The following is a 19,594-nucleotide window of genomic DNA, read 5'->3' on the forward strand; positions in this document are numbered from 1 at the left end:
GTACATTGGAACTTAGCCTGTACATAGCAACTTGGAATTGCTCAGATAAAGTAACCTAGCCATTGTTCGTCAATAATTGACAACCTGTCTGAATACCAGCCTTCAAAGGAGCTTCAGTACCAAAACTGAATCTTCGCTTATCAAGTCAGTAGAAAACGACGTTCTATCATTATTAGTAATGATTTGTATGTTATTGTCATTCCAATCGTTTTCATCAATAGTACAAAATTATGTATTGAGTTGCACTAAAAATATTTTTGCACGCTATACTAGCTATCATAAGTGTGACAAATGTAATCAATCACTAAGATTTGGTATAATAATCGGCCAACCCTTCGTGAACTTTTGAGTCATTTGCAACCTTTATCGCCATTTTGTTTTACCCATATTCGTGACATTTATTTCACTGGCTAGACCATTTAACGTGAAGATATCGGGTAGAATAGATGACAGTTTAATTAATCCACTATCAGTACGTTAGGCATGTTTCTAGATTCATATTACTTAGAAGAGAATGGTGTATTCAGCTTCACCCGTGAGCAAGCGAGTCACTTTGCAAAGAAAATCGCTGGCGATTTCAATCCCATTCATGATGAAGATAACAAACGTTTCTGCGTTCCTGGGGATCTTCTGTTTTCTGTTGTGCTGGCTCGTGCAGGCATCAGCAAAAAAATGCGGTTCGAATTTGCCGGCATGATCAACGATGGTGTCGGATTGAAAGCACATCATAGTTGCTTCAACGATTTCGCGATTGTTGACAACGCAGGGAAAGAATACCTTCATGTTACCCGTGAAGGTGATATCAACACCGATAAAACGCTTATTGAACAAGTTACCAAAAACTATGTTCAGTTTTCGGGCATGAATTTCCCGCACATCATGGTGCCTTTGATGAAATCTAAAGACATCATGATCAATACGGCACGCCCATTGGTGATCTACGAAAGCATGGAGCTTAGTTTTGATCGTTTAGATCTTACTGCTCCTACAGTTGAACTCGCTGAATCACAAATCGACGTTGAAGGTAAGCGAGGCAGCGTGACACTGAACTTCCACTTTAAAGAAAATGGTGAAGTGGTGGGTACAGGTCGTAAGCGTATGCTGATGAGTGGCTTAAAGCCATACAGCCAAGAAGCTATCGACGATTTGGTTGAACGCTTTAACGAGCGTAAAACAGCGTTTTCTTCACTCGCTGCATAATCGACTTACTTACCCGTGAATACCCTTATAAAAGCCGTCCTTGAGACGGCTTTTTCTTATCTTCTCCCCGTCCCACCAGCACTATTTACCATTTAACATCTGCAAAGCCCCTATACTTTATGTTGTCATACAGTAATGACAATTCAATCCATGATGATAATTTCAAACTAGGTGGAGAAATAATCATGGTAAACCATTTAAAATCAGCTCTTTGTATATCTGCTATACTTTCTACTAGCCTAATGGCGATGCCTGTAATGGCTGAAGAAAATAAGATGTCGGAAGAACTAATGACCGAACACATTGGCAGAGCGAAGTCCGCTGCCCCCGCCTCTATCAGTGACGATGCAACAGTCATTGTTGACGGCAAGGTGGTGGTTGAAGGCACAAACGGTTGGACATGTATGCCTGATACGTTTCCTGATGACGGTATGCCTATGTGTAACGATGCGGTGTGGATGGAAATGCTCACGGCGATGGTCAATAAAGAAGACTTCACTGCCACAAAAATTGGTATTTCCTACATGCTGCAAGGTGACCGCGGGGCTGGTGTCAGTAACTCAGACCCTTATCATTCCGATCCTAAGTCCGCTGACGATTATGTTGAGACGGGACCACATCTAATGATCATTGTACCAAAAGCAATGCTTGAAGGACTGACCGATGACCCATCAACAGGCGGGCCTTACGTCATGTGGAAAGACACGCCTTACGTACATATCATGGTGCCAGTGGCAGACAAGTAATTAACATCTTCAAATCAAGACATAATAATTAGCCCAGCTAGCAATAGCTGGGTTTTCTAACCTGTCGATAATGCACTTCATGGTTTTTACTTAGGCTGTACGTGCGACGGGATGTTTTTGCAAGGCATCCATGTATGTTTTACACCTCATTACTTCCTTTTCAAGCTCGAGATAACGAATGATGTAATTGCTCCGCTTCAAGCGCCTTATCACATACATGGCTTGTCTCTTATCAGTCGTATCAACAGCTAATAACGCAGTGAGAATCATACAATTGATATCAAAAGAATATGGATAGTATCGCTCCACTCTCTCTAAATTCATTGTCTGTTTTAGAACACAGCAGTGAGTGCCATTCGACAGTTTCTTAAGCCACAGATACACTTTCTGTAACTGGTTATATGGCTTTGCAGCCCATTTAAACATGTCGTTATGTTTATCCGATAATTCTAAAGCGTTAATCGTATTCACTAATTGAATGCACAGCTTCATTTCTCCAAATGTTGCCAGTGTTCGCAAAGCCACGAGATTAAGATGTATACCGCATTTTCTTTTACGCATAACGTCTTTATGATAAATCTCTAACGCCATCGCTCTCGCTTTCAACCCTTTGCCTGATAGGTTTATGTGCAGAGTCTTCAGCAAATTAACCAATGCGGCGAGTTCATCTCGCTTATCTCTCCCGAGCCGCTTATACATACTTCTCAGCACAGGATCAAAATATAGCCGATATTGCTCTTTAGTGATCTGTTGCGCTGATGACATGAATGCTTCTGAAAGCACGATGGCTAGCTGGCTGTAATCTTCAAGAGTAGCCGGCATATACTTCAAACGCTTGCATACAATAGTAGGAAAAGACTCTATTTTATCCTGCTCGATTAGGCAGTAAACCAGTTGAATGAAAGCCTCTTGGCTCGTAGGATCGGTATCAAAGGCAATAAAGCGGTGCTGAAAAATAGCCTCGACATTATTGAGCTTTTGATACTCCTCTGCCAAGCGAGTATGTACCCGAAAAGGCAGCTCATTTTTTTTCAGTAACCATTGTAAAGCAGCAATACTTTTTACTGGTTCAGAGCAAAAATCACTGAAATAAATAATATTGCTTGGTTCAATTAAAGCCCGCTCATGTTGATGGTATAAGCTAAGAAAAGCGTCACTCATGTTCTTCTTGTAAAGTGACAGTAATGACAGGTTAAGTAACTGAGGGTTCTTAATTATATTTTCATACTGGCTAACACTTACGACAAACTTGTCTAAATCTTGCCCTGCACTATTGAAGACATATTCATAAAACGACTTGTGTTTTAAAAGGCGCAATAACAAAGCATTGAATTGATCGTAGCTAAACAATCCAGACACAATGTGATCAGCATCCAGCGAACGAGCACTGTCACAGTCTAGTGTTGTTGCAGGTTCAGGCAAACCCAATAGAAACAATGAATAACACCTAAAAAAGGTACTATTCCTCTGTTCATCAATATACGTAGATACGTTACTTTGATATTGATAACCGTAATCAATGAAATGAATATCATAAATTTTACGAATACGATTAAGCGCATTAATATCAGTAACATCGATATTAATAACACCTGCTTTCACAAACATTTGTTTTACTTGAAATGCTCGCTCTCTGTTTTCACAACAAACAAGCGCCGACAATTGAGACAATGGGATCATTGATAAAAGGCAAATATCCGATAGGTGAATATATTTAATATAGCCAAACATAAAAATATGGCAAAAATTACAGGTTTATAGATAGAAATAATTTCTTTGGTGATTGTAATATTAATAACTTAACAACACAATGAGACAATAAAATGTCACCAAAACAAAAAGACGACAATATATTGTCAGCCCGAGCTGAAAGATTACTTTTATCTTTATATTAGCAATATGTTTTTTTATAAAGTCAGACCATTTACTGGATTGTTTAGTCGCATGGATAGGTGGTATGTTAAAAATCAGGATGTTGATGATCAGATTAGATACGTATAGGCAGGATAGATTTTGAACTTACGTCAGATTGAAGTCTTTTACGCTGTAATGAAAACTGGCAGTGTCTCTGGGGCTGCAAAATTATTGCATGTATCTCAGCCCAATATCACTCGAGTCCTCGCTCATACAGAGCTTCAACTTGGCTTTCCTCTGTTTCACCGCCATAAAGGACGTTTAATCGCTTCCGATCAAGCCCAAGCCATGTTGCCAGAAGCAGAAAAAGTCTATCGCCAACTTGGTAACCTGCAATCTCTGACCTGTAAGTTAAAGAAAGGCCAGTCCCACCTGCGCATTGGTGCACCTCCCGTGCTATCAACCAGTCTATTACCGCCTGTTTTAGCCAAATTGTGCCAAGACTCTTCTGTCTCAGCGGAAATCTCGACCGGTAATCAAAATGAGCTGTGTGACGCCCTACTTGATAATCAACTCGACCTAGCCATTAGCTTCGGTCATGTTGCGCCACCAAGGATCATTAGCCAACCATTAGAGACAGCAGGAATGGTTGCCCTGCAGTCCAAAAATCTTCCCTTGGTATCTCACACCATTTCTATACACGAAATGATTGAACTCGCCCCGATTATCGGGCTTGATAGTCGAGATCCTCTAGGGCTTGCGGTCAAACAGACCATTGAGAAATTTCTACCTGAACATCACTTTCAGTTATCCGTTCGCTCTTACTCCACAGCGGCAGAACTCGTGATTCAGGGCATGGGGCTCGCCATCGTTGACCCTTGGACAGCAAAAAACTACCAAGATAAAGTATCGGTTATCTCATTGTCAGAACAAATCCCTGTCTCAATTAGCCTGCTTTTTGCCGACAATTCACCTTTATCTTCAGCAGCTAATCGATTTGTTGAGCTTCTTTGCCAACATTTTTTAGAGAATCCTGTGCAAAGATAAGACAATGCCCCAGCCTAAACCTGAATAAGCTATTCATTACTCTTAATGATTAGTGTATGGCTTAATCACGCTTTTAGTTTGTAGCTCTAAGGTAGGTTGGCGTAATGATCAGTGTTAAGCAGCAACTGTTACAACCGTTCTCTTTGTCTTTGGCCCTATTAAGCTTACTGTTTATACAGGGCTGCGAAGATAAAGAGACTGCACCACCTCAAGGGCCACAATACGATATCGGCTATGTCACGGTAGTGACTAAGTCGGTCGAACTCCGTGATGAAATGCCGGGAAGAACAGTCGCGTCCTACGAGGCTGAAGTACGACCGCAGGTGGGTGGCATTATCCTCAAGCAGTTGTTTGAAGAAGGTACGATGGTGCAAAAGGGACAGCCTCTATACCAAATAGACCCGGCTCCATTTCAGCTTTCGTTAGACCAAGCACAATCAGAACTAAGTAAGGCTTCGGCAAACCTAGCTACAGCAAGAAATCGTGCAGACCGCTACCGACGCCTGGTCAGAGAAAAAGCTGTTTCAAGGCAGGATTATGACGATGCTGTTGCGACATACCAAGAAGCACAATCGAATGTCGCCAGTGCGAAGGCTGGTGTTGAAAACGCCAAAATTAACCTTAACTACACCAAAGTCAACGCCCCGATTGATGGGCGGGCTGGCCGCTCATCCGTCACAGCAGGCGCTTTGGTTACCGCAAACCAATCTGCGCCTCTGGTTACTGTACAAACTTACAACCCGATGCATGTCGACCTGACGGCGTCAAGCACTGAGCTTTTGCTGTATCGGCGAGAATTAGCACAAGGGGCTTTCAAGCAGACAAAAGCAGAGCTTGGCGATATCCAACTTTCCCTTGAAGATGGCACGATATACGACAAATTAGGTACTATCCTGTTTTCTGATATCAATATTGATGAGACAACTGGCTCGTTTGTTCTTAGAGTTTCATTCCCCAATCCACAACAAATTCTTCTTCCCGGCATGTTCGTTAGGGCATCACTGCCTCGGGGGATTGTCGATAGCGCCATTTTGATCCCAGCCAAGGCCTTAACCCGTACGCCAAAAGGTGATGCACAGGTGAGTGTTATTGGCCAAGACAATAAAGTTGAAGTCCGCACCGTCAAAACTGAACGGCTTATAAATAATCACTGGTTGATCACTCAGGGGTTAAACGTTGGCGAGAAAGTGATCGTCGATGGCTTGCAGTTTGTCCGCTCAGGGGCACCTGTTAGTAAGTCGCACGAAGTAAGCACCGCAAAGACTAACAATCCTTCGAAGTAAATAGGACGGGGTCATGGCACATTTTTTTATACAACGACCTGTTTTCGCATGGGTGCTTGCCATTATGGTAATGCTTGCAGGGATCATTGCGATTATTCAGCTACCTATTGCCCAATACCCGACCATTGCGCCACCTGCGATACAAATTTCTGCCACATACCCTGGCGCCTCGGCAAAAACCGCAGAAGATTCAGTTACACAGGTGATAGAGCAACAAATGAACGGGCTCGATAACCTGTTGTACATGTCATCGACTTCTGATTCATTCGGTAATATTACCACCACACTGACTTTCGGTGCGGGTACCGACCCTGATATTGCACAGGTACAGGTACAGAACAAACTCTCAGTCGCAACCCCCTTACTACCACTTGAAGTACAAAACCAAGGGGTAAAAGTAGAAAAAGCGAGTAACTCAATCTTGATGGTGATTGGGTTTGTCTCCAATGACCCTTCTTTAACCAATGAAGACATTTCAGACTATGTTTCCAGTAATGTATTGGATCCCCTCAGTCGGGTCGATGGCGTCGGTCAAACCCAGCTTTTCGGGGCTGAATATGCAATGCGGATATGGCTCAACCCGTACCAACTTGAAAACTATGATTTAATGCCATCCGATATTGTGGCCGCTATTCAAGAGCAAAACGCCCAGGTTTCAGCCGGTCAACTCGGCGCCGCACCAGCGGTCCAAGGCCAACAGCTTAATGCCACCATTACCGCCCAGTCCAGATTGCAAACCGTAGAGCAATTCGAAAAAATTCTACTCAAGGTCAACGCTGACGGCTCACAGGTTCTGATGGAAGATGTTGCCAAGGTTCAGTTAGGCTCGGCCTCATACCAAACCGTTTCCAACTACAATAAACAGCCCGCAACCGGGATATCTATCGCCCTTGCAACGGGTAAAAATGCCTTGGAAACCGCCGATGCCGTCAGGGCTAAGCTCGAAGAACTCGTCCCGTTTTTCCCTGAGGGGATCACCATTGTTTATCCCTACGATACGACCCCCTTTATCGAAATATCAATTGAAGAAGTGGTAAAAACCCTACTCGAAGCCATCTTCCTCGTATTCTTGGTAATGCTGCTGTTCTTGCAGAGCTTTAGGGCGACCCTGATACCGACCATTGCGGTACCTGTCGTGGTCTTGGGCACATTTGCTGTTTTGCTTACACTGGGCTACTCAATTAACACGCTAACTATGTTCGCGCTGGTATTGGCGATCGGCCTGCTGGTAGATGATGCAATCGTGGTGGTTGAGAACGTTGAACGGATTATGGAAGAAGAAGGGTTAGAGCCTAGGGAAGCAACTGAAAAGTCAATGACTGAAATTACCAGTGCCCTCGTTGGTATTGGTATGGTGCTCTGTGCTGTATTTATCCCCATGGCTTTCTTTGCTGGTTCAACTGGGGCAATTTATCGCCAGTTTTCCATTACCATAGTAACTGCAGTCGCCCTTTCGGTGATGGTTGCCATCATCCTAACCCCTACCTTATGCATCAGTCTACTCAATACATCTGACGGCCATAAAACCACTGGATTTGCGGGCTGGTTTAACCGCAACTTCAATAAAGCGACCGAAAAATATACGTCGGCAGTGACATTTATCACCCACCGCAGCGCTCGCTTCCTGCTGATTTACCTAGGTATTGGCGTTGTAATGGCCCTGTTGTTCTTGCGTCTTCCAAGTGGTTTCCTTCCTGATGAAGACCAGGGCATCATGATGAGTATGGTTCAGCTCCCCAGCGGCTCGACCCAAGAGCAGACATTGAATATCCTTGATCAAGTAGAAGATCATTTCCTCGAAACAGAAAAGAAAAATGTGAAATCCGTTTTCTCTGTTTCAGGCTTTAGTTTTGCGGGTTCTGGTGCCAACACCGGTATGATGTTCATTGCACTCAATGACTGGGATGAACGCACCGCAGATAGTGACAAGGTAAACGCTATCGTCGGCCGGGCGATGATGGCCTTCACCGAAATACCGCAAGCGTTAATTTTTGCCTTTGCTCCTCCCGCTATTATGGAGCTAGGTAACGCCACCGGCTTTGACATGTTCTTGCAAGACCGTTCGGGGCTCGGTCATGAAAAAATGACCGAAGCACGAAATCAGTTATTAGGCATGGCGGCACAAAACCCCAACTTGTTTCAAGTCAGGCCAAACGGACTGAATGATACACCACAGTACCATATTCAAATCGATCAACTGAAAGCCCGGGCGCTAGGCGTTTCGATTAACGATATAAACAGCACACTCGGTACCGCTTTGGGAAGTAACTACGTTAATGACTTCGTTGATCGGGGCCGAATAAAGCAAGTCTATGTGCAAGCTGACATGCCCTTTCGCATGAACCCAGAAGACATCATGGAGTGGAAAGTCAGGAACCAATCTGGCGAAATGGTGGCAATGCGAGTGTTCAGTAAAGGGGAATGGACCTACGGCTCCCCCCGACTCGAGCGCTACAACGGCACATCGGCTATGGAGATTCTTGGAGAGCCCGCCCCCGGTGTCAGTACCGGTGAAGCCATGTTGGAGATGGAGCAAATAGTTGGTCAATTACCAAAAGGTGTCGGACTTGAATGGACAGGCATGTCTTATCAAGAAAGGATCTCTAGTGGTCAGGCACCGCTACTCTATGCCCTGTCCATCCTCATTGTTTTCCTCTGCCTAGCTGCACTTTATGAAAGCTGGGCAGTCCCTTTCTCCGTTATCCTCATTATCCCCCTTGGTGTATTGGGTGCGGTATCAGCGACCTTGCTGTTTGGGCTTGATAATGATGTCTATTTTCAGGTTGGCTTACTGACAACCATTGGCCTTGGTTCAAAGAACGCCATCATGATTGTGGAGTTTGCCAAGTCGTATCATGACTCAGGTGAGGACATGTTCAAAGCAGCCATTCATGCCGCCAAAATCCGTCTGCGCCCTATTTTAATGACCTCTCTCGCTTTTGGTATGGGGGTTGTCCCCTTGGCGATATCCAGCGGTGCCGGTTCAGGTGCACAGAATGCGGTAGGTACAGGTGTTGTTGGTGGTGTTATTACTGCAACCTTCCTCGGTATCTTCTTTGTGCCATTGTTTTTTGTTGTTGTAACACGGTTATTCTACGGTCCAGACAAACCATCAGACCCTGCAGAGGAGACCAAGCATGACTAGACTCACGTCGCTGGCATTCTGCATATACCTGACTACCAGCCTAGCCGGGTGTACTAACTTGATTCCTAACTATCAGCAGCCTGAGGCCCCCGTCGAAATGGATTGGCCAGTAGATGAGAGTGCAAATAACTTCTCTATCTACACTGGCAGCAATATCCCAGGCACCTCAGTTCCAAACGCTTCGGATTCACAAGTACCATCCCCGACTGCAATCAACCGGGTTTCCCCCAATGAAGACTGGCGGGCATTTATTCAAAGCAATAAGCTCACCCAAGTTATAGAGCTTGCCCTTCGCAACAATCGTGATGTGCGTATTGCCGTTTTAAATATCCAGCGCGCAGAAGCTCAATACGGTATCCAGCGAGCAAACCGCTTACCCAATATTGATCTAGGCGTAACCGGTGCCAACCAGCGTTTGTCGGAAAACGTAAATAATGGAAATTCAACGATTAGCCGTCAATACAGCGTGGATCTTGGCGTCAGTAATTATGAAATTGATTTCTGGGGCAGAATTCAAAGCCTAGAACAGCAAGCGCTGGAACAATACCTATCCACTATCGAAGCACGTAAGAATACCCAACTCAGTTTGATCAGCAGCGTGATTGAGTCATACCTCACCCTGATTGCCGATCAACGTTTGCTACATTTAGCGGAAGATACCCTTAGGGTGCAACGAGACTCTTTGGCCCTGACTGAAAAAAGCTTCAACAGTGGCGTTGCAACAGGGTTGGACGTGGCTCAAGCTAAAACGACAGTTGCTACCGCACTCAAAGATGTGGCTGTTTTCACTAGCCAAGTAGATGTAGACATCAATGCACTGAATACCTTGGTAGGTAAAGCAGTCCCCATACATCTTCTTCCCCAGTTAACGGATAATATTGGATTTGCCCCAGTTCATGTCGGCGTACCGTCAGATGTACTTCTACGTCGACCAGATATCTTATCTGCCGAACACCAACTACGCTCTGCTAACGCAAACATAGGTGCAGCGCGCGCGGCCTACTTCCCGACGATTTCTCTCACGGCAACAGGTGGTCTACTTAGCGCTTCTGCCGATGATCTCTTTTCCGGAGATAGTCGAAGTTGGGTATTCACGCCGAACCTTGTTTTACCCATTTTCAATTGGGGTGAGCTGGATAGCCAGTTAGATGTGTCTATTGCTGATCAGCAAATTGCGTTGAACCAGTACGAACTCGCCATACAAACCGCATTCAGGGAGGTGTCAGATGCATTGGCGAACCAAGCCACGATAAATGATCAGGTGTCAGCACAGCAGATGCTGGTTGATGCCACCGGAGAGAGCTTCAGGTTATCTAACCTCCGTTTTGATGAAGGGGTTGATGACTACTTTACGGTGCTAGATTCACAGCGAGAGTACTACACCGCCCAACAAGAGTTGATAAACACTAAGCTCTCAGAAGAACTAAATCTGGTGACACTATACAAAGTTCTTGGTGGTGGCTGGGTAGAAACTGATGTACCAATACCTGACTCATTGCCTTCAACAGGAGCTTTATACGAAAGCCAATGAAAAAGTGGTAGTGAATTGTTCTAATTACATAAACTTTGACGCTTCACAACAATCATATATAACGCTGATCGTACCTCTTTTGATTTATGTAATTAAATTACACAACACCCGATTACGCATGATAATAAACGCTTGAATAGTGATTCAAGTCACACTAAAATTCTCCTTGTGGTAGCAATATAGCCACAGAATGTAAATTAATTACAAAGGAGTTACCCCATGACTTATGATTCTCTTATGGCAATGCACTACATCGTTTCTAAGCGTGTGAAAGCACAATCGAAGCAAAAGCGTAAATAGCTTCACTCGTAAGCGATAAGCAAAACGTTATATTCTATATGATATGATTTCTCCCCCACTCTGGGGTACACGCCCAAGTAACTTGGGTATATATACATAACACGCCACCTATATCTCTTCATCCTTCTTACGATAGTCTGTTAGGAAGGTTTGAAAGTCTTCGTTATTAATCAATTGCTGATATCCCTCTTCTATCAATGCATCAACTTGTTCAGGGTCTAGGCTCAAGTCAGTTGGTATCTGATTGAGATAATGCCTCTTAGTTATATCGGATACATCATTTAGGTTGATATCGATAAAGTAAGTTGATACCTCTATCTCGTCAGTTGATAGAATTGAAGCCCATTGATCCATCGTTGCAACAAATAGACTTTTCGATGCGTCGTTATAGCGATGAAGCTGTATATCCGTCATTGCAGATAATGTCTCATTGATCGTCGGCTCTCTGGTTGAGCGCTCCATCTCAAAATCAGGTGATGTCGATGCATCCACCACAATCATCACGAAATGAGGCAATGCTGTGGCGCCAATCTGCTGAAAAAAGACTTCGCCACCACCAGAACTCTCAATCACATCATAAAAAGAGAGCAAACCGAGGTTATCGGTGATCCCACCGTCAACAAGGTGAATGAATGTTCTATCGTATTTGTCCTGATAACTTTTCAGCCCTTCAATGGTATGCCGTGCATGCGCTTTACGTTCGTCCCCTGAGGATAAAGCGATCAGTTGGCTTTCTTCACAACCTTGATGGTTTTTCAGTACGACCGGATTGAAGACCAGTGGTACAGCAGACGAAGCAGTTACCGCATTGGCAACCGGATACGTCGATAAGTCCGAACAAAGTAAGTCAAAATACTCTTGCAGGAATGAGAACCTTACCCCGCCACCAAGATCCGATGCATTAACAACCACAATGGGCCGATCCGGCCGGTTCATATCTGCAAAAGTAGCACCGTAGAATAGGTTCTCTTGGTAATAGTCGATAGTTCGCTGAGTTCTTCCACCGGTGGTGAACCAGGTTTTTGGGCTAATGACACGCGAAAAGAGATCATCGCTTATCCGGTGGTAGAGAAAGTCCTCTTCAAAATCGGTAAAGAGCTTATCACCAAATAATCCATAATAAGCCGCGGTAAAGCTTCCACCGGACACTGAACTGATAAAATCCAGTTCATCTATTACTGGCTTGTTGGATTGATCATCTAATAATGAGGTTTCCCTAAGCGCTTTCATTACCCCATATGATAAAGCAGCAGCACGGGTGCCACCACCTGACATAGCAATCGCAATCGTCATCTCACCTTTATTGACCCGTTTTGCTGCAGTCGTTAATGAATAAGTATCATCTGACGTTAATGAAAGCTTAGGGTCATTCACCACTTTTCCATACGTTGTACAACCCGACAGCACGATCCCCAGCACACCACCAAAAGGAATAACAGCTATACGCATGTTAATCACCGTCCTATTTTTCTTTCAAGATAGTTGAAAATCCAGAAGTAAGGTGTAGCAACAAAGCGACTATAACCTGAGGTTATACCTATGAAACATTAAAGTATTCGAGCTTCACTCCGAGCTCAACTATGGTGTTATTACATTAGCTAAAACCAAGGATGAACCATGCAAATCCCACAGCCGTATCTTCTTTTTCTCGGTGATGTCATAGACCCTCTATCGGCCAAAACAGCCAAAGGGATCCAGCAATGGCGGCCTGAACTCTGCGTTGGCCAGCTAAGATTGACATCGGAAACCGTTAGCCTTGAACTACCGGACCTATCTCTTGAAGAAGCTTATGCCAAAGGCGCTCGAACACTGGTTTTGGGAACCGCCAATGCGGGTGGGTTCATTTCGCAAAATTGGCTCACTACTCTTGAGTTGGCACTAAGTATCGGTTTCAACATAGCCTCGGGAATGCATCAACGCCTTTGCGATAGCCCGAGACTGGCCCAAAAAGCCCGAGTCAATAACTGCAAACTATTTGATGTTCGCCACTTTGATGGCAACCTCGAAGTGGGGAATGGAAAACCCCGTTCTGGCAAAAGGCTTCTGACGGTCGGTACTGATTGTTCTGTGGGGAAAATGTATACATCACTCGCACTTGAAAAAGAGATGAACCAGCAGGGGCTTAGCACTCAATTTTGCGCCACCGGACAAACAGGGATTTTTATCTCCGGCAAAGGGATCGCCGTTGATGCTGTAGTTGCTGATTTCATTGCAGGAGCAACCGAAACGGTAAGTCCTGCCTTTGACGATCATGACTGGGATATCATTGAAGGTCAGGGGTCGCTGTTTAACCCTTCTTTTGCCGGTGTCAGCATGGGGCTTCTGCATGGGGCTCAAGCCGATGCATTAGTGCTTTGCCATGAAGTTGGCCGCCAGCATATTCGCCATTTGCCCCATATGCCGATACCTGAGATCAAAACGGTCATGGAGGCAAACCTGACTGCAGCGCGCTTAACGAACCCTAACGCAACTTTTGTCGGGATCTGCCTAAACACATCAGCTTTAGATAAAGAAAACGCCCAAGCATACTGCGAACAGTTGGCTAGCCAATTCCAATTACCGGTTACAGACCCTGTTCGATTTGGTGTTTCGACTATTGCTGAACAGTTGCACCAGCTTTAAGGGGGTGGGAATGAAATTTTCAGCACATCATGAACGTTTTGAACTCGCAAGGCCTTTTGTCATTGCTCGCGGTAGCCGCACCCATCAGGATGTTGTCGTTGCCACTGTAACGCTCAGTGATCGCAGCGCAAGCGCAGAATGTACACCCTATGCCAGATATGGCGAGAGTATCGACAGTGTTATCGAGCAAATTGAAGACTTTAATCAGTTTCTTAATCAATACCCTACTCTGTCGGCCAAATCCATTCAGCAAGACTTAGTTCCACTACTGCCAGCGGGTGCTGCAAGGAACGCTATCGATTGTGCCCTCTGGAGGCTCAACGCAGAAGAGTCATTTCCTGTTCCACTATTTGATATCAAACACCAAATAGTAACGGCCATGACAGTCTCTATCGATACCCCTGAATCCATGGCCCAACAAGCACGTGAGCTGTGTAGCCAAGGCGCAAAGCTGCTCAAAGTTAAATTAGATGCAAAGAACGTGATTGAACGTGTTACTGCCGTGTGTATGGCAGCACCAGAATGCGAGATCATTTTAGATGCCAACGAAGCGTGGGAGGCCCTGCCACTTCACGAGCTGTTCGCTTCATTGGCCAGCTATAACATTCGTATGATTGAACAACCGGTCCCGGCTGGGAAAGATACTTTGCTAAAAGACATCCCCCACCCAATTCCGTTATGTGCAGATGAAAGTTGCCATACCAGCGAAGATCTCGCAGGTTTGGAGGGATGCTATGAGATGGTCAACATTAAATTAGATAAAACCGGTGGGTTAACCGAAGCACTAAAACTGGCCCAGCAAGCAAAAGAGACAGGACTCGATATCATGGTCGGCTGTATGGTTGGCACATCAATGGCGATGGAGGCTGCACTTCCTATCACCAGTCAGGCAGTTCTGATCGACCTCGATGGGCCGGTTTTGTTAAAACACGACAGAAAAAATGGGCTGGTATACCAAGGTGGAATGATAGTGATTTAACTGGCTACCAGCTTTTAATCATAAAAAAAGCGCAAGCCACATACGTTGGCTTGCGCTTCAATGTTTCTTAAATGTTGTCTTTACGACTGACTAGCAACTTCTGCTTGTTCCCAGCCTTGCTGCGCTTGAGCTTCTGCTTCAGCCTTCTTGCCCTGCATTCGCAGAACAGCCAAAGGACCAGTGACCAATGTCACAGCCAATAGCATAGACACAGGAACCGCAGTGATCACAATAAATGACTGCAACGCATTCAAGCCACCGTCACCCGCAAGCAACAGAACGCCGGCAATAACACCCATCGCCAACGCCCAGAATAGACGCTGTGATTTTGAAGGTTGGCTATCGCCAGACACAACAAGTGCAATTGAATAAGCCATTGAGTCACCCGTTGTAACAACGAATGTCGTCGTCAACACTAAGAACGCAGGGATCATTAGTTCGTTGAACGGCAATTGTGCCAATGATGCAAGTAATACCGCTGGTAGGCCAGAGTCAGCAAGCGGGCCTGAAATAGTTCCTGGAACCTGAAGTTCAAAGAAGATTCCTGTGCCGCCTAGAACGGTGAACCAGAAGTTAGTCACAATAGGTGCAGCCACAGCAATGGTCAAAATCAGCTCACGGATGCTACGACCTTCAGAAATGCGTGCGATGAAAATCGCCATCATAGGTGCAAAACCGATAAACCAACCCCAAAAGAACCACGTCCACCACTGGCTCCAAGCAGGGCTATCCGCATTCACACTCATTTCAGGCAGATGCTGAATATAAGAAGCGAATGCTAGGCCAAAGTTCTCAAAGATAAACTGGGTTGGGCCAAACACCAACATCACCATCAGTAGGGCAAAAGCACCCACGATATTGAAACGGCTTAGCCACTGAAGGCCTTTGTCCATACCAGTGAAAGCAGAAATCGAATAAATCGCAACAACCACGGCCAAAATGACCATCTGGCTAGTAGAGTTGTTATCAATGCCTGCAACGACTTCTAGGCTGTAACCTAGTTGAGAAGCCAAGAAACCAATTGGACCGATTGTACCTGCTGCAACAGCAATAATTGAGCATGCATCAATAACAGAACCAAACCAGTGGTTTTCTAGCTTGTCACCAACAATAGGATAAAGCAAAGCGCGTGGACGTAGTTTTACCCCACCTTGGTGGTGCGCATACATCAACACAATCGTCGCTAGTGTGCCAAGACATGCCCAGGCCAAAAAGCCCCAATGCATAAAGCTTTGGCTAAGAGCTGGAACGACCGCAGCAGCAGACTCTGCTTGAACGCCATCAAAGCTCGGTGGTGTCGTCATAAAGTGATAGATAGGCTCTGCAGCTGACCAGAACACACCACCACCTGCGAGCAGCGTACACATGATCATCGCCAACCAACGGAATGTACCAATTGTTGGCTTGCTGTTCACGGCACCTAGGCGTTGTTTGCCATATGGGCTAACCGCTATCACTAGGGCAATAACGAAATTAATCACCATCAGCCATTGCCAAAACTGGCCAAAAATAGCAGTAGAATAGGAAAACGCGGAATCAATGATCTGGCTGACTAAAGTCAAATCATAGAGGGAAAAGAGAAGAAACAATCCTAGGAAACCAATACTTAGAACTGAAACTGTTTTGTCGCTACCTTTTAGGGTATTGCTTAGCATAATTATCTCACGGTGTGTGTGAGGGGCGGCACTTTAGCAGCTCATCCCCCAGCACACCAGTGAAATATTTCTGAAAGATTTATAATTACAACTCAAGCACCTAGCCAATAAAACTGTCATTGTCTAAAAATAGCTAGCCATAATAGGGAGTTATCGCATACGTTACTTTCTATGCAGCAATTGTTTTGAACACGAAATATTTTTTGTGATGTAGTTCAAAATTAGACCAAACACAAAGTCATCAATTGCTTGTGATATTCACCTCATTTCACTTGACTGACCAAGTACTCCGCTAGCAAGTGGCTATGGAGATTTCGCTGAGTTAAAGAATGTTCCTGTTTCCCCGAACTGACAACGTCGAGCCAATGCTCTGCCATCGCATGAAAGCCCTTTGCAGCTAACATTGGTGTCCAGTCTGCAAGCTTTAAACGTTCTTCTATATTATTCTGCCAGCGGCTCCCCTCGGTAAAAGAATCAAACCGATAACTGACATTTTTATAATTGGCAGAAACCGTTTCCATTGTCGCACCGTGCTGGCGGTTCATTGACGCGTGAAATAGCACTCCCTGCTGCTGCCATTGCACATCAAGACGCCCAAGTAATGGCTGAGCACCGCTGGAGGCCGATTGGCAAGTAATATAGAGTTCTTTCGGCTCAATGTTCGCATTCACGTTGATGCTGTCTAACGGATGGATGAAATCGTCAAATATAAAGGTTCGAGTTTCTCCGGGTAAGTCATGGCGGTGTTTCTCCCAGCGCAATGACAATAGAGAGGCTGATGCCTGCGCTTGATCCGTTACTCCTGGAAGGTGCTGCTTATAAAGAGGGATATACCGGCGGTTGAACCCCATAAACAAGGGAGCTTGCTTACTTTCAGCAAGATCATAAAGGCGTTCGCACTGATCATAGCTATCAGCGAGAGGCTTATCAACAAAGACCGGTAAGCCAAGGTTCAAGAAATACGCTGCCAGCATAGGGTGCGAAGATGTCGCGCTATGGATCATCACCGCATCGATACCTGCCTTGGCTAATTCTCGATAGTCAGTATAAGTTTCAGTCACATGGTATTGATTAGCGAGCTGCTGCAACCGTTCTGGGGTTCGGGTACAAAACACCCATTCAACATTCGGTAATTGGCTTAATACCGGCAAATGGGCCTTTATTGCGATATCGCCTAATCCTATCAGGGCAATCTTCATTTTAATCCTAAACTTAAATTAACCATTTATGACACTTATTTTACTTTTTAAAGCGTATACTTTGCTAGAATCCCGTCTCAATTTTTATGAAGTGTATTGATTATGTTCCTCCGTCCATTCATTGAGCGCAAACTCCCTGGCCTCTTCGCATTATTGTTAATGACCACCCTATTGTCTGCGGTGCTGGTCTTTTATTCTCAAGCCGACTTGAATGGTCCAGTTTCTGACTTTAGCGGCATGCTTTTTTCTTTATTAACCCATTCAGCAGGAAACCCTGGCTTCTTGGTGACCGTTGGATTGTTAATGCTGATCCCTATCGTCCTGAAGCTTCCCCGCAAAACACTAATGATCTTAGGTGTTCAATTTGCCCTTCTGCTTGCCTTAAGCTTTGTCGCCAAAACTGTAATGAAGCACATTACTGAGGTGCCGCGCCCATATACTCATCAACTACAGAACTTAAACATCGTAAAAACTCCAGAAGCTTTTTATGCGCTCAGTAATATAGAAAAGGATGAAGCGGTTAAACAGGCAAGCGAAAGTGTCAGCCATTGGCGCATCACTCACTGGCAAGGCGAAACAAACTACTCGCTACCTTCTGGCCATACCATTTTTACAGCTGTGTGTGTTGCTTTTTGGGGAGGTTTTTTCCTAAGGCGCCGTAAGTTTATCGCGGCTGGCATCATCATTACGTGGGCTGTTGGCGTTGGGATCAGCCGCATTTGGCTCGGCATGCACTGGCCGACAGATCTACTCGCCTCAATTTTTGGTGCGGCTTGCTTATACCTATGCATCCCTGAATGGGGGATTTCGCCAGTAAAGATGGCTAGGCAGCAAACACTTCAAGAAACTAAATAGCGGTACTAAAGAGCCCATAGCCCAGTTGGTTTTACTGGTTAAGCCCCTTAACCAGTAAAACATTGCTTAGAAAAAAGAAATATACCCCCTTCGACATTCATTCATTTAATACGAATCACTATTCACACCCCATAAAATACGATAAGTTGAACTTAGGTTTACCCAAAAGTCATACAAAACATCGCATAAGGGATAATGTGCTTGAGCAAATCGTAGGGATCCTATTTCCCGTTTTCACTCTGGTATTAATCGGCTTTGCCGTCGGTCGCTGGCTAAAACCTGACTTTCGCCCAATCAACCGTATCAATATGGATGCGTTTACCCCAGCATTGGTATTTTCTTCACTGGTTGTCATGCCACTCGATACAGAGCAACTCCCCCTGCTCTACGCCTCATTAATTGCCGTGCTGATACCCGGTATACTGATGATACCTATCTGCCGAATGAGTAAGCTAAACTATAAAGCTTGGGCGCCACCACAGATGTTTCGAAATAGTGGTAACTTGGCTATCCCTCTATTTACTTATGCATTTGGTGATTCGGCGCTAGCGCCTGCAGTATTATTGTTTGTCGTTTCTGCCTGTGTTCACAGCAGCCTTGGCTTAGCCATGCTCAGTACAGGTAATCCAATAAAACAAATGATCCGCATGCCGATTTTTATCGCAACCTGTGCCGCGATCGTGGTTAATATTAGCGGTATGGGAGTTTGGAAGCCGCTCTATGACGCAACAGCCCTGTTGGGACAAGCTGCCGTTCCTGTCATGCTGCTTTCACTGGGCTCTCAGATGTGTAATTTGCGGTTGGGTGGACTAAAGGTGGGTATAAGGTGTACATGCCAATCATTGGCTACTGGTGCGGTTTCATTTGCGATTATTTACTATTTTATCCCTCTTCCAACCTTACAATTACAGATGATGGTGCTGTTTACCATGCTGCCGCCGGCTGTGATGAATTACTTATACGCAGAACGGTTCGTCGTTGAGCCAGCCAATGTGGCCTCTATGGTTTTATTTGGCAATTTCTTCAGTATTTTTGCCTTACCACTGTTATTGATGTTTGCACTGTCACTCGCTTAAAGCGAGCAATATAAATCAGCCCGCTAACGACAAACACCTCTGCGGCTCGTTTTCTTTGCAAAAATGGACCGCAGAGGTGTCAATGAAGAGCCGGCATTATAA

The 19,594-nt window shown here is 45.0% G+C and carries 14 protein-coding genes; 10 read left to right on the forward strand and 4 right to left on the reverse strand.

Annotated elements, in window-relative coordinates; genetic code table 11:
- The first annotated feature begins 483 nt into the window (after positions 1-483).
- Both ACVA58_RS18835 and ACVA58_RS18840 read left to right on the forward strand, forming a co-directional pair.
- Entirely contained in the window at positions 484-1,200 is a 717-nt protein-coding gene (locus tag ACVA58_RS18835; RefSeq protein ID WP_446511901.1) for a DUF3581 domain-containing protein, read from the forward strand.
- Between the two features lie 185 nt (positions 1,201-1,385).
- Positions 1,386-1,946 (forward strand): hypothetical protein, encoded by a 561-nt coding sequence (locus tag ACVA58_RS18840; RefSeq protein WP_446511902.1) that lies wholly within the window; start codon positions 1,386-1,388, stop codon positions 1,944-1,946.
- A 90-nt stretch (positions 1,947-2,036) separates the two neighbouring features.
- Here the strand turns inward: ACVA58_RS18840 and ACVA58_RS18845 are convergent, their stop codons facing one another.
- On the reverse strand, positions 2,037-3,554 hold the full coding sequence (locus tag ACVA58_RS18845) for a hypothetical protein (RefSeq protein WP_446511903.1): 1,518 nt from the start codon (positions 3,552-3,554) through the stop codon (positions 2,037-2,039).
- A gap of 405 nt (positions 3,555-3,959) precedes the next feature.
- Between ACVA58_RS18845 and ACVA58_RS18850 the strand changes: the two genes are divergently transcribed.
- The 4 genes from ACVA58_RS18850 to ACVA58_RS18865 all read left to right on the forward strand — a co-directional run bounded on the left by ACVA58_RS18850 (position 3,960) and on the right by ACVA58_RS18865 (position 10,806).
- Positions 3,960-4,847 carry a LysR family transcriptional regulator gene (locus tag ACVA58_RS18850; RefSeq protein ID WP_446511904.1) on the forward strand — a complete coding sequence of 296 codons (888 nt, stop codon included), beginning with the start codon at positions 3,960-3,962 and terminating at the stop codon, positions 4,845-4,847.
- 104 nt (positions 4,848-4,951) lie between these two features.
- Positions 4,952-6,130 carry an efflux RND transporter periplasmic adaptor subunit gene (locus ACVA58_RS18855; protein WP_446511905.1) on the forward strand — a complete coding sequence of 393 codons (1,179 nt, stop codon included), beginning with the start codon at positions 4,952-4,954 and terminating at the stop codon, positions 6,128-6,130.
- Between the two features lie 13 nt (positions 6,131-6,143).
- Positions 6,144-9,275 carry an efflux RND transporter permease subunit gene (locus tag ACVA58_RS18860; RefSeq protein ID WP_446511906.1) on the forward strand — a complete coding sequence of 1,044 codons (3,132 nt, stop codon included), beginning with the start codon at positions 6,144-6,146 and terminating at the stop codon, positions 9,273-9,275.
- On the forward strand, positions 9,268-10,806 hold the full coding sequence (locus ACVA58_RS18865) for an efflux transporter outer membrane subunit (protein ID WP_446511907.1): 1,539 nt from the start codon (positions 9,268-9,270) through the stop codon (positions 10,804-10,806). Before ACVA58_RS18860 ends, ACVA58_RS18865 begins: the two co-directional genes overlap by 8 nt.
- A 408-nt stretch (positions 10,807-11,214) precedes the next feature.
- Here the strand turns inward: ACVA58_RS18865 and ACVA58_RS18870 are convergent, their stop codons facing one another.
- Complete coding sequence (locus ACVA58_RS18870) at positions 11,215-12,555, reverse strand: patatin-like phospholipase family protein (protein ID WP_446511908.1); 1,341 nt, start codon at positions 12,553-12,555, stop codon at positions 11,215-11,217.
- Between the two features lie 168 nt (positions 12,556-12,723).
- Between ACVA58_RS18870 and dgcN the strand changes: the two genes are divergently transcribed.
- On the forward strand, positions 12,724-13,728 hold the full coding sequence (gene dgcN / locus ACVA58_RS18875) for an N-acetyltransferase DgcN (RefSeq protein ID WP_446511909.1): 1,005 nt from the start codon (positions 12,724-12,726) through the stop codon (positions 13,726-13,728).
- Positions 13,729-13,738: 10 nt separating this feature from the next.
- Positions 13,739-14,707, forward strand: a complete 969-nt coding sequence (gene dgcA, locus ACVA58_RS18880) for an N-acetyl-D-Glu racemase DgcA (protein ID WP_446511910.1) — start codon at positions 13,739-13,741, stop codon at positions 14,705-14,707.
- 80 nt (positions 14,708-14,787) lie between these two features.
- On the opposite strand, the gene ACVA58_RS18885 is transcribed toward dgcA, so the two are convergent.
- Positions 14,788-16,362 carry a BCCT family transporter gene (locus ACVA58_RS18885; RefSeq protein WP_446511911.1) on the reverse strand — a complete coding sequence of 525 codons (1,575 nt, stop codon included), beginning with the start codon at positions 16,360-16,362 and terminating at the stop codon, positions 14,788-14,790.
- A gap of 263 nt (positions 16,363-16,625) precedes the next feature.
- A complete protein-coding gene (locus tag ACVA58_RS18890) occupies positions 16,626-17,561 on the reverse strand; it encodes a Gfo/Idh/MocA family protein (RefSeq protein ID WP_446511912.1) in 936 nt (311 codons plus the stop codon).
- A gap of 102 nt (positions 17,562-17,663) precedes the next feature.
- Here ACVA58_RS18890 and ACVA58_RS18895 point away from each other — a divergent pair, with 102 nt between their 5' ends.
- On the forward strand, positions 17,664-18,416 hold the full coding sequence (locus ACVA58_RS18895; RefSeq protein WP_446511913.1) for a phosphatase PAP2 family protein: 753 nt from the start codon (positions 17,664-17,666) through the stop codon (positions 18,414-18,416).
- Between the two features lie 197 nt (positions 18,417-18,613).
- A complete protein-coding gene (locus ACVA58_RS18900) occupies positions 18,614-19,492 on the forward strand; it encodes an AEC family transporter (RefSeq protein ID WP_446511914.1) in 879 nt (292 codons plus the stop codon).
- The last annotated feature ends 102 nt before the right edge of the window (positions 19,493-19,594 follow it).

Source organism: Photobacterium sp. DNB22_13_2 (genome assembly GCF_052873915.1).